The organism is Pedococcus sp. 2YAF34 (assembly GCF_052114585.1).
Classification (GTDB): Bacteria; Actinomycetota; Actinomycetes; order Actinomycetales; family Dermatophilaceae; genus Pedococcus.
The window spans coordinates 44,104-54,723 of the sequence record NZ_JBFRFA010000026.1; the positions used below are offsets into that span (position 1 = coordinate 44,104).

The 10,620-nt window shown below is 71.6% G+C and carries 11 protein-coding genes; 8 read left to right on the plus strand and 3 right to left on the minus strand.

Going from position 1 to position 10,620, the window contains the following annotated elements:
- The first annotated feature begins 45 nt into the window (after positions 1–45).
- Entirely contained in the window at positions 46–954 is a 909-nt protein-coding gene (locus tag AB4Z02_RS13735) for a TIGR01777 family oxidoreductase (RefSeq protein ID WP_056883911.1), read from the plus strand.
- Positions 955–978: 24 nt separating this feature from the next.
- Here AB4Z02_RS13735 and AB4Z02_RS13740 read toward each other — a convergent pair whose 3' ends face one another.
- Positions 979–2,577, minus strand: coding sequence for a serine/threonine-protein kinase (locus AB4Z02_RS13740; protein WP_441971578.1), 1,599 nt, complete (start codon positions 2,575–2,577; stop codon positions 979–981).
- 66 nt (positions 2,578–2,643) lie between these two features.
- Between AB4Z02_RS13740 and AB4Z02_RS13745 the strand changes: the two genes are divergently transcribed.
- The 4 genes from AB4Z02_RS13745 (at position 2,644) to AB4Z02_RS13760 (ending at position 6,011) form a co-directional block, all read left to right on the plus strand.
- On the plus strand, positions 2,644–3,369 hold the full coding sequence (locus tag AB4Z02_RS13745; protein ID WP_441971580.1) for a Type 1 glutamine amidotransferase-like domain-containing protein: 726 nt from the start codon (positions 2,644–2,646) through the stop codon (positions 3,367–3,369).
- Between the two features lie 44 nt (positions 3,370–3,413).
- Positions 3,414–4,049: a lipoyl(octanoyl) transferase LipB gene (gene lipB, locus AB4Z02_RS13750; RefSeq protein WP_056883908.1), complete on the plus strand. Its 636-nt coding sequence runs from the start codon at positions 3,414–3,416 to the stop codon at positions 4,047–4,049.
- 170 nt (positions 4,050–4,219) lie between these two features.
- On the plus strand, positions 4,220–5,257 hold the full coding sequence (gene lipA / locus AB4Z02_RS13755; protein WP_056883907.1) for a lipoyl synthase: 1,038 nt from the start codon (positions 4,220–4,222) through the stop codon (positions 5,255–5,257).
- A 19-nt stretch (positions 5,258–5,276) separates the two neighbouring features.
- Positions 5,277–6,011, plus strand: a complete 735-nt coding sequence (locus tag AB4Z02_RS13760) for a DUF4191 domain-containing protein (RefSeq protein WP_441971581.1) — start codon at positions 5,277–5,279, stop codon at positions 6,009–6,011.
- A gap of 2 nt (positions 6,012–6,013) precedes the next feature.
- On the opposite strand, the gene AB4Z02_RS13765 is transcribed toward AB4Z02_RS13760, so the two are convergent.
- Positions 6,014–6,874, minus strand: a complete 861-nt coding sequence (locus AB4Z02_RS13765) for an ATP-grasp domain-containing protein (RefSeq protein WP_441971583.1) — start codon at positions 6,872–6,874, stop codon at positions 6,014–6,016.
- Positions 6,875–7,009: 135 nt separating this feature from the next.
- Here AB4Z02_RS13765 and AB4Z02_RS13770 point away from each other — a divergent pair, with 135 nt between their 5' ends.
- Both AB4Z02_RS13770 and AB4Z02_RS13775 read left to right on the plus strand, forming a co-directional pair.
- Positions 7,010–7,831 (plus strand): DUF4097 family beta strand repeat-containing protein, encoded by an 822-nt coding sequence (locus tag AB4Z02_RS13770; protein ID WP_441971584.1) that lies wholly within the window; start codon positions 7,010–7,012, stop codon positions 7,829–7,831.
- Entirely contained in the window at positions 7,828–8,433 is a 606-nt protein-coding gene (locus tag AB4Z02_RS13775) for a PadR family transcriptional regulator (protein ID WP_056883903.1), read from the plus strand. The genes AB4Z02_RS13770 and AB4Z02_RS13775 overlap by 4 nt, the downstream gene beginning before the upstream one ends.
- Here the strand turns inward: AB4Z02_RS13775 and AB4Z02_RS13780 are convergent.
- The gene (locus tag AB4Z02_RS13780) at positions 8,417–8,893 is read right to left on the minus strand and encodes an RDD family protein (protein WP_441971586.1); all 477 of its coding nucleotides are present in this window, start codon (positions 8,891–8,893) and stop codon (positions 8,417–8,419) included. The two genes, AB4Z02_RS13775 and AB4Z02_RS13780, sit on opposite strands and share 17 nt — an antisense overlap.
- Positions 8,894–9,026: 133 nt before the next feature.
- Here AB4Z02_RS13780 and glnA point away from each other — a divergent pair, with 133 nt between their 5' ends.
- The gene (gene glnA, locus AB4Z02_RS13785) at positions 9,027–10,451 is read left to right on the plus strand and encodes a type I glutamate--ammonia ligase (RefSeq protein WP_441971587.1); all 1,425 of its coding nucleotides are present in this window, start codon (positions 9,027–9,029) and stop codon (positions 10,449–10,451) included.
- Positions 10,452–10,620: the final 169 nt, after the last annotated feature.

A 10,620-nucleotide genomic window follows, 5' to 3' on the forward strand; every position in this document is an offset into this window, starting at 1 on the left:
GTGGGCCGGCGCGTCCGGCCCACCCCGCTCGACCGCAGGAGTGACATGCCGCAGCGCGTTGCCATCACCGGTTCCACCGGACTGATCGGCAGCGCGCTGTCGTCATACCTGCGTGGGCGGGGGGACGAGGTGGTGCGCCTCGTGCGACGCCCGGTCCAGGCTCCCGACGAGGTGCGTTGGGACCCGGCCGCGCACCTGCTCGCCCCGGCTGACCTCACCGGGGTCACGGCGGTCGTGCACCTGGCGGGCGCCGGGGTCGGCGACCACCGGTGGACGCCGTCCTACCAGCAGCAGATCCTCGGCTCACGGGTCGACGGCACGCAGACGATCGCCAAGGCTCTCGCCGACCTCGGGGAGCCGGTGCGGCTGGTGAGCGGCTCCGCGGTCGGTGTGTACGGCGACCGCGGCGACGAGGTGCTCACCGAGCAGTCCTCCTTCGGCAACGGGTTCCTCAGCGAGGTCGTCCGTGCGTGGGAGGCCGCCGCCGACCCGGCCCGCGAGGCGGGGCTCGCCGTGGCCCATCCGCGCACCGGCATCGTGCTGTCCCCGAAGGGCGGAGCGCTGGCCCGGATGCTGCCGCTGGCCCGGTTGGGGATCCTCGGCCCGCTGGGCAGCGGGCAGCAGTGGTGGCCGTGGATCTCGTTGCGCGACACCGTCGCTGCGCTGGTGCACCTGGTCGACCACCCCGAGGTCGAAGGGCCCGTCAACCTCGTCGCTCCCCTGCCCGCCCGGCAGCTCGACATCGCCCGGGCCCTCGGCAAGCAGCTCCACCGGCCGGCGGTCTTCCCGGCGCCTGCATTCGGGATCAAGCTGGTGCTGGGCGGTTTCTCCGACGAGATCCTCACGAGCAAGCGGGTCGTCGCCGAGCGCCTCCCCGCCTCGGGGTTCGTCCACGCCGACCCCACCATCGACTCGGCACTGCGCTGGGCGCTCTCGCAGGACGCCCAGGACTAGCCGCTCCCTCCCCCGGTCGCCACGTCACCCTGTCCCGGGAACGGCGCCGACCCGGGCCACGAGCCAGCGATCTCCGGTCCAGACCAGCTCGAACCTCAACCGCTGGCCTGCCACCGCCGCCCGGGTGCTGCTCGAGCCGGCCGTCACGACGCGGTACGCCGCGGTGTCCACGACCGCCTCGACGGTGGCGGACCCCCGGGCGACCGTCGTCGCGTCGGCCCGGCGCACGACCAGGTGCACCCCTTCGTAGGACTGCCCCACCTGCCGCAGGCCGGCCAGCGTCGCGGTGTCGGCGGCGAGGGCCGGTGACCCGGGCGCGTCCAGGTGGTCGAGGTCGGCCGCCGCCCTCGACTCCATGGCACGCGCCCGCAGGTCCGACAGCGCCTGCATCAGCCGCTGCGCCCGGTCCCGGGGCGCCGACGGGTCCAGCTGCGGGTCGGACGGAGGGGCAGGGCTCGGGTCGCGCGTCGGGTCGGGGGTCGGGCCGGGGGCTTCGCTCGCACCCGCCGGGGCCTGCGACGTCGTGGGCTCCGCGCGCCGGCCGTCGGGCGACAGCCACCGCGGTGCCGCCACCGTCCCGGCCGCCATGAGGCCCCCGGTGCCGAGCAGGAGGAGCAGTGCCGTGGTGGTGGCCACCGCGCGCGTCGTCCGCGCCCCGGGCCGGGCGACCCGAACCCTGTGAAGTAGACGTGCCAGAGCCGCGCGCGGCAGACCCACACGCTCAGCCTGTCGGGACGGCGGGGCCGGAGCGGGGGCTGGGGCGTTGCGCAGCCGGTGCGTCAGCATCGAGGTGTCGTCCGTGCCCACGACGAGCCGCAGCGGTTCGCAGGCGGCGGCGTCGAAGTACGTGAGGGCGAGCTCCGCGGCGGTGGGCCGGACCTCGGGATCGCCCCTCAGGGCCAGCCGCGTCGCGTCGAGCCATGCGGGGGGAAGGTCCGGCACGAGCGACTCGAGCGGGGGCCGCAGCGCAGCAGGCCCCGGTGGCGCCCCGGTCACGCAGTACCAGGCCAGGGCACCCACGGCATACACGTCGGCGGCGGGGCCCACCGGGGCCCCGTCGAGGACCTCGGGCGCCACGAACCCGTCGGTGCCGTAGGCGTCTGCCCAGCCTTCGCCCGCGAGCCGCGCCACCCCGAGGTCGCCCAACAGTGGCCGGCCCGAGCGCTCGAACAGCACGTTGGCGGGGCTGACGTCGCCGTGGGTGACCCCCAGCGCGTGCAGTCCGGCCAACGTGCGGGCAACCGGGGCGAGCACCGTGACCGACTCGCCCACGCTGAGCCGACCGCGGGCGCGCACGACCCGTTCGAGCGAGCCGCCGCCGACGTGGTCGAGCACGAGCGCGATCGAGGCCGCTCCCTCGTCGCCCAGGGCGACCGCCTCGTGGAAGCCCACGAGCCCCTCCACGTCCACCCGGCCGAGCACCGCGAGCTCGCGTGCCGCCGCGGAGGTGTCGGCATCGGTCCCCACCGCGACGACCTTGACCGCACATTGTGCCCCGTCGGCCTCCCGGGTCGCCGCCCAGACCGTGCCGGTGCCGCCGGCGCCCAGCAGGTCGCCGAGCCGGTAGCCCGGGACATGCGGCGGCACACCCGGCTGCCCCTCGCTGCCTTCCGTCGCTCCCATCCGGCCAGTCTGCCGACGCCCGACCCGGCACCCGGGCGGTTGTCCACAGGCCCCTAGAGTCGGGTCATGCCTGCCGACCAGCCGACCATCCTCGCCACCTCCGGTGGTTACCGCTACGGCTCCCGAACCCGCCTGGAGTTCAACGCCCTGGTGCACCACGCCGTCGAGCTCTCCGGGGTCGACGGACGGGCGCCACGCGTGACCCACCTCGGCACGGCCGGCGGCGACCAGGCCTACTTCAACAGCTGGATGGGCGAGGCGGCCGGCGTCGCCGGGTTCGACCTGACCAACCTCAACCTGTTCTCCATGCCGAACGTCGAGGACATCGAGGGTCACCTGCTGCAGCAGGACGTCGTCTGGGTCAACGGCGGCTCGGTGGCCAACCTGCTGGCCGTCTGGCGGGTGCACGGCCTCGACGAGATCTTCCGCCGCGCCTGGGAGGCCGGTGTGGTGCTGTCCGGCGTCTCTGCCGGGTCGATCTGCTGGTACGAGGGCGGCACCACCGACTCCTTCGGCCCGGAGCTGCGCGCCGTCACCAACGGCCTGGCCCTGCTCCCCTACGGCAACGGCGTGCACTACGACTCCGAGGAGCGCCGTCGACCCCTGGTCCACCAGCTCGTCGCGGACGGCACGCTGTCGACGACCCACTGCACCGACGACGGGGTCGGCCTCGTCTACCACGGGACCGAACTGGTCGAGGCGGTGTCGGAGGTCGACGGCAAGGGCGCCTACGTCGTCACCCGTGAGGGCGACCGCGCCGTCGAGGAGCGGCTGGAGCCCCGGCGCCTCTGAGGGCCCGACCCGGCGCCGCCGGGACGCAGGCGTAAGGTCGAGCCATGCGTTTCGAGCACGTCGGCTTCGCCCCGGACCTCGTCGACTACGAGGCCGCCTGGGCCCTGCAGCGCGAGGTCCATGCCGGTGTGGTGGCAGGTGGCGAGGACACCGTCCTGCTCCTGGAGCACCACGCCGTCTACACCGCCGGCAAGCGCACCGAGCCGCACCAGCGCCCCGTCGACGGCACCCCCGTCATCGACGTGGACCGAGGGGGGCTCATCACCTGGCACGGTCCCGGACAGCTCGTCGGCTACCCCATCGTGCGGCTGCACGGTGTGCCGATCGACGTGGTCGCCCACGTCCGCCGGCTCGAGGAGGTCATGATCCGCACCTGCCGTGACTTCGGGGTCGAGACCGTCCGGGTCGAGGGTCGCAGCGGCGTCTGGGTGCTCGCCGACGAGCGCGGCCCCGACCGCAAGCTCGGCGCCATCGGGGTCCGCGTGAGCCGGCAGGTGACGATGCACGGCTTCGCCCTCAACTGCGACGCCGACCTCTCGTGGGCCGACAACATCATCGCCTGCGGCATCGAGGACGCCGGGGTGAGCTCGATCAGCCGCGAGGCCGGGCGTGCGGTCACCGTCCAGGACGTGCTCCCGTATGCCGAGAAGCACCTCGCGGACGTCCTCGCCGCGGCCTGAGCCGGATCTCCCGTCCGGGTCGAGGTATTCGGCTACCACGAGACGGTGGCGGAATACCTCGAACGGGGCAGGCGTAGTCTTGGAGGACGCCCGGTGACCTCCGGGCGCGCCCGTGCCCCCCGGCATACCGGCCGGTGGCGGCGCACCGAACGCAAGGCAAGGGAGTCTTCGTGACTGTCGCACCCGAGGGTCGTCGACTGCTGCGCGTCGAGGCACGCAACGCCGAGACGCCGATCGAGCGCAAGCCCGAGTGGATCCGCACGACCGCCAAGATGGGGCCGGAGTACACCAAGCTGCACTCGATGGTGAAGACCGAGGGGCTGCACACGGTCTGCCAGGAGGCCGGCTGTCCCAACATCTTCGAGTGCTGGGAGGACCGCGAGGCGACCTTCCTCATCGGTGGTGACGTCTGCACCCGCCGCTGCGACTTCTGCGACATCGCGACCGGCCGTCCCGAGGCCCTCGACCGTGACGAGCCCCGCCGGGTGGCCGAGTCGGTCGCCCAGATGGGCCTGCGCTACTCGACCGTCACCGGCGTCGCCCGCGACGACCAGCCCGACGGCGCGGCGTGGCTCTACGCCGAGACGATCCGCCAGATCCACGAGAAGAACCCCAACACCGGCGTGGAGATCCTGCCGCCCGACTTCGGCGCGAAGCCCGAGCTCGTCGGTCAGCTCTTCGAGGCCCAGCCGGAGGTGTTCGCGCACAACCTCGAGACCGTGCCGCGCATCTTCAAGCAGATCCGCCCCGCCTTCACCTACGACAAGTCGCTCAAGGTGCTGTCGATGGCCCGCGAGGCGCAGCTGGTGACCAAGTCCAACCTCATCCTCGGCATGGGCGAGGAGGACCACGAGGTCGAGCAGGCCATCCGCGACCTGCACGACGCCGGGTGCGACATCCTCACCATCACCCAGTACCTGCGCCCCTCCAAGCTGCACCACCCGATCGACCGCTGGGTCAAGCCCGAGGAGTTCGTGCACTGGAGCCAGGTGGCCGAGGACATGGGCTTCAAGGGCGTCATGGCGGGGCCGCTCGTGCGCTCGTCCTACCGGGCCGGCCGCCTCTGGGCGACGGCCATGAAGAAGTGGGGCCGCGAGATCCCCGAGCACCTGCAGCACCTCGCCGACGCCGCGGGCGACCCCGCCCGCCAGGAGGCTGCGTCGCTGGTCGCCGCCCGCCGCCCGGCCGCGTTGGGAACCCCTGCCTGACACCCGTATCCTGACCCCCATGGCCCGCAAGGAGAAGCAGCAGTCAGACGCCCCCGCAAAGCAGGGACGGTTCGCCCAGGTCCGACAGGTCTACAGCGCGGCCAGCAAGGCCGACCCGACCATCCCCTGGTGGATGCTGTTCGCCTTCGTCGCCGTCGTCGTGGTCGGCACCGTCATCGGCCTGCTCCTCGGGCACTGGAAGTACGCGCTGGTCCTCAGCATCCCCGTCGGCCTGCTCGCCGCGACCCTGGTCCTGAGCCGCAAGGCCGAGCGCGCTGCCTACCGCAGCCTCGAGGGCCAGCCCGGCGCGGCCGGCGCTGCCCTCGGTGCGCTGCGCCGCGGGTGGTTCTTCTCCCAGGAGCCGGTGGCCATTGACGGTGCCCGCGGCACACGCCCCGAGGACATGGTCGGGGCCGCGTTCGTGTACCGCGCCGTCGGTCGCCCGGGCGTGGTCCTGGTCGCCGAGGGCCCGGACGCGCGCCGCAAGAAGCTCATCGTCCAGGAACGCCGCAAGGTCGAGCGCGTGGCGCCCGGTGTGCCCGTGACCGCGATCTCCGTGGGTGACGGCGACGACCAGGTATCCGTGCGCAAGCTCAGCAGCAAGCTGACCCGCATGAAGCCCGTCCTGACCAAGGAGGAGGTCTCGGCGGTCAACAAGCGCCTGAAGTCGCTCGGCGGCATGCGTCCCCCGATCCCCGCCGGCACCGACCCCATGCGCGCCCGCGTCGACCGCAAGGCCATGCGCGGCCGCTGAGGTCAGGCAGGCCGGAGCTGGGCCTCCACGAGGTCGACGTAGCGATCGAGCGCACCGGCATCCATCCGCAGGAAGAGGTCCGGCTCGATGAGCTCGAGCTCCATGACCGTCGGCACGCCCTCGTGCTCCACCAGGTCCACCCGCGCGTAGGTGACGCCGTCCGGGGCGACCGCCAGCGCGGCCCGGGCCGTGGCCAGCTCTGCCTCGGTCGCGGTGTGGGGGTGCTCGGCACCGCCGTGGTGCGCCTGGACGCGGTAGTCCCCGTCGGCCGGCACCTTGCGGACGGCGTGCGAGACCTCGCCGCCGAAGACGAACAGCGACACCTCGCCGTCCTCGATGCCCGGCGCGTAGGGCTGCACGACGACGTCGCCGAGCTCGACCACGACCCGGGCGTGCTCGACAAGGGCGGGTGACGTCGCCTCGCCCCGGGCCGCCTTGCGGGCTCCCCCGTCGACGGCCGGCTTGACGACCACCTGCTCCCAGCCGGTCGCGGCGATCCGGGCGTCGATGTCCGCGGCGCCGCGCGGCACGACGAGCATCGGCAGAACGGGCACCCCCGCCGCCCCGAGCTCGGCGAGGTAGCCCTTGTGGACGTTCCAGCGCACGACGGCGGGCGGGTTGACGACGCGGCTCTCGACGTCGACGCGGTCGACCCAGGCCAGGAACTCCTCGAGCCGCTCGAAGTAGTCCCACGTCGAGCGGATGACGACGAGGTCGTAGGCGCTCCAGTCGACGTCGTCGTGCCACACCACGACGTCGGCCCGGTGACCGCGTGCGGTGAGCTGCTCGGCGACGAGCGGCGGCTCGGGGTCGACGTAGGCGGGGTCGGACCAGGTGCACAGGGCGATGCGGTGCGAAGTCACCGGCCCAGTCTGCCGGATCGGCCTCCCCGACCTGCCTCCCCGCCCTGCCAGCTGGTCTGGGTCTTGCCATGCCCAACAACGCGATATAACGTGAGTCCACAAACGCGATACAACGTGAAACTGGAAGGAGCTCCCATGAGCCAGGAATGGTCCATCGACTCACCCCGGGTCCTCGACATCGGCGGCGACGGCGAGCAGGTGCGCGCCCTCAGCGTCGCCGTCGTCGGCGGCCGGGTCGACGTCGTGACCCACGACGACTCCCCCACCGCCCGCATCGAGGTCGCCGAGATCCAGGGCATGCCTCTCAAGGTCGTCTGGGACGGCAGCAAGCTGAGGATCACGCACGGCGTCGACGGGTCGAGCATCCTCGACAAGGTGCGGCAGGCCTTCGACGGGCTCGAGCACAACCGGGTGGCGCTGAGCATCTCGGTGCCGGAGGACGTCCAGGCCTCGGTGAGCACCGTGAGCGCGACGGGGCTGCTCGCCGGGCTGCGCCGCGGCGCGAAGGCCAACACCGTCTCCGGGTCGATGACCCTGGACGACATCGCCGGTCCGGTCGACGTCAACACCGTCAGCGGCGACATCGAGTGCGGCGCGCTGCACGGGCCGCTCAAGGTCAACACGGTCTCCGGGTCGGTCACCGCCCAGCACAGCGACGTGCCGGAGGTGAGCATCAAGACCGTCAGCGGCGACGTGACGCTCGACCTCGTCAACGCCACCACGACGATCGCCTCCAGCTCGGTCTCGGGTGACGTCACGGTGCGGGCCCCGCACGACGGGTACGACGTCAAGGCCAGCCTCGCGTCGGGGCAGGTCGTCATCGACGGCCGGACCTTCGACAAGCTCTCCCGCCCTGCCAACGGTCGCCTCGCCGCCGGTGCCGGGAGCCTGCGCCTCAAGGCGAGCGCCGTCTCCGGCAACGTCGTGGTGCTCGCTGCCGAGGGGAGCCCCGCATGAGCCCCGTGTTCGCCCACGGGCAGCTGCGGCTCTACCTGCTCTCGCTGCTGGCCGACGGTCCGCGGCACGGCTACGAGGTCATCCAGGACCTCGAGCAGCGGTTCAACGGCCTCTACTCCCCCAGCGCCGGCACGGTGTACCCACGGCTGGCCAAGCTGGAGGAGGAAGGGCTGGTCGAGCGCACCGACGAGGGCCGCAAGGCCGTCTACAGCATCACCGACGCCGGGCGGGCCGAGGTGCGGGCACGGGCCGACGACCTGTCCAGCCTGCAGTCCGACCTCGACCTGTCGGTGCGCGAGCTGGCGGAGCAGGTGCGCTCGCGGGTGCGCGGACAGACCAGCGACCTGCGAGCCGAGCTCCGCGCGGCAGCCCAGGAGGCACGCCGTACGGCGACGCCCGCGGGCGGCCACGACGGGTGGTCACACCCCCGGGAGGGCGGGGCCATGGGCGAGCTCGAGCAGGCGGTGCAGCAGCTGCGCCAGGAGGCGCGCAGCGCGTGGAAACGCCACGGGCTGACCAGCGAGCAGACCCGCGAGATCGTCGACATCCTCACCGAGGCGTCGACGCGGATCCGGGAGGTCGTGGTCAGGTCCGGACGATGACGGTGCCGGCGGCCTTGTCGTGCAGGCCGCGGCCGTCCTTGTCCCAGAACATCGCCGGCAGGAACAGGCAGAGCAGCACGGTGCGCACCAGCGTCTGGAACGGTCGCGGCAGCCGCCCGTCGGTGGACTGGACCCGCAACCCCACGACGCGGTGACCGAGGGTCGAGCCGAGCGTTCCGACGAGGAGCAGGTTCTCGAGGGCGAAGACCGCCAGCAGCACCGCGGTGTCGCGACCGGTGGCGACGCCCGCAAAGGGCAGCGGCACGCCGAAGAACGCGAACGCGATCAGCTGGCAGGCGGTCCAGTCCAAGACGACGCCGACCAGGCGACGCCCGAACCGGCCCATCGAGCCCGCGCCCTCGCGCGGCATACCGAGCCGCTCGCCGGGGTATGCCGAGGAGGCGCCTGAGCGCGAACCCGGCCCCTCAAGCCAGGACCCGATGTCCCTGCGGTCGACCACGTCGCCAGCCTCTCACGGTGTAACACCGGTGAAACATTCGGGTCATGGCCGAGAAATCCCCACCCGTTAGGGTCGTGGACGACATGAGTTGAGTCCTTGGGCGGTTTCGCCCGCCCCACCACAGGAGGTTGGTTTGTTCAGCAATGCTGACGAGGTCCTGAAGTTCATCAAGGACGAGGACGTCAAGTTCGTCGACGTGCGCTTCTGCGACCTGCCGGGCGTGATGCAGCACTTCAACGTGCCTGCCAAGAGCCTGGATGCGGACTTCTTCAAGGAGGGCCAGATGTTCGACGGGTCCTCGATCCGCGGCTTCCAGGCCATCCACGAGTCCGACATGAAGCTGGTCCCGGACCCCACGAGCGCCTACCTCGACCCGTTCCGCAAGGAGAAGACGCTCATCCTCAACTTCTCCATCGTCGACCCGTTCACGGGCGAGGAGTACTCCCGCGACCCGCGCAACATCGCCGCCAAGGCCGAGGCCTACCTCAAGTCGACCGGCATCGCGGACACCGCGTACTTCGGCGCCGAGGCCGAGTTCTACGTCTTCGACGACGTGCGCTTCGAGACCAAGCAGAACGCCAGCTACTACTACATCGACTCCGTCGAGGCCGCGTGGAACACCGGCCGCGAGGAGGAGGGTGGCAACAAGGGCTACAAGACGCGCTACAAGGGCGGCTACTTCCCCGTCCCGCCGGTGGACCACTTCGCCGACATGCGCGACGAGATGACCCTCGCCCTCGAGGAGGTCGGCCTGTCGGTCGAGCGCGCCCACCACGAGGTCGGCACCGCCGGCCAGCAGGAGATCAACTACCGCTTCAACACGCTGAAGCAGGCCGCTGACGACGTGCTGAAGTTCAAGTACATCATCAAGAACGTGGCCTGGGAGGGCGGCAAGACCGTCACCTTCATGCCGAAGCCGATCTTCGGTGACAACGGCTCGGGCATGCACTCCCACCAGTCGCTCTGGAAGGACGGCGAGCCGCTCTTCTACGACGAGCGCGGCTACGGCGGCCTGTCGGACATCGCCCGCTGGTACATCGGTGGCCTGCTCAAGCACGCACCGGCGCTGCTCGCGTTCACGAACCCGACGGTGAACTCCTACCACCGCCTGGTGCCCGGCTACGAGGCCCCGGTCAACCTGGTCTACTCGGCCCGCAACCGCTCGGCCTGCATCCGCATCCCGATCACCGGCGACAACCCGAAGGCCAAGCGCGTCGAGTTCCGCGTGCCGGACCCGTCGGCCAACCCCTACCTCGCGTTCTCCGCGATGCTCATGGCCGGCCTCGACGGCATCAAGAACCGCATCGAGCCCCCGGAGCCGGTGGACAAGGACCTCTACGAGCTGCCGCCGGAGGAGCACGACGCGATCGACCAGGTGCCCGGGTCGCTGCCTGAGGTGCTCGACGCCCTCGAGGCCGACCACGAGTTCCTGCTCGAGGGTGACGTCTTCACCGAGGACCTCATCCAGACGTGGATCGAGTGGAAGCGCAAGAACGAGGTCGACCCGATCCGCTTCCGCCCGCACCCGCACGAGTTTGAGATGTACTTCGACATCTGAGCGAGCCTGCGAGCCAGATGTCGAACGAAGAATCAGCGACATCTGAGCGAGCTTGCGAGCCAGATGTCGAACGAAGAAACAGCGACATCTGAGCGAGCCTGCGAGCCTGCGAGCTGAGCCACCGCGCTCTGCCCATGAGAAGGCGCTCTGCCCACGGATCTTCGTGGGC

Coding starts and splice junctions, on each gene's coding strand:
- AB4Z02_RS13735 (WP_056883911.1), top strand. CDS start 46: ATGCCGCAGCGCGTTGCCATCACCGGTTCCACCGGACTGATCGGCAGC.
- AB4Z02_RS13740 (WP_441971578.1), bottom strand. CDS start 2,577: ATGGGAGCGACGGAAGGCAGCGAGGGGCAGCCGGGTGTGCCGCCGCAT.
- AB4Z02_RS13745 (WP_441971580.1), top strand. CDS start 2,644: ATGCCTGCCGACCAGCCGACCATCCTCGCCACCTCCGGTGGTTACCGC.
- lipB (WP_056883908.1), top strand. CDS start 3,414: ATGCGTTTCGAGCACGTCGGCTTCGCCCCGGACCTCGTCGACTACGAG.
- AB4Z02_RS13760 (WP_441971581.1), top strand. CDS start 5,277: ATGGCCCGCAAGGAGAAGCAGCAGTCAGACGCCCCCGCAAAGCAGGGA.
- AB4Z02_RS13770 (WP_441971584.1), top strand. CDS start 7,010: ATGAGCCAGGAATGGTCCATCGACTCACCCCGGGTCCTCGACATCGGC.
- AB4Z02_RS13775 (WP_056883903.1), top strand. CDS start 7,828: ATGAGCCCCGTGTTCGCCCACGGGCAGCTGCGGCTCTACCTGCTCTCG.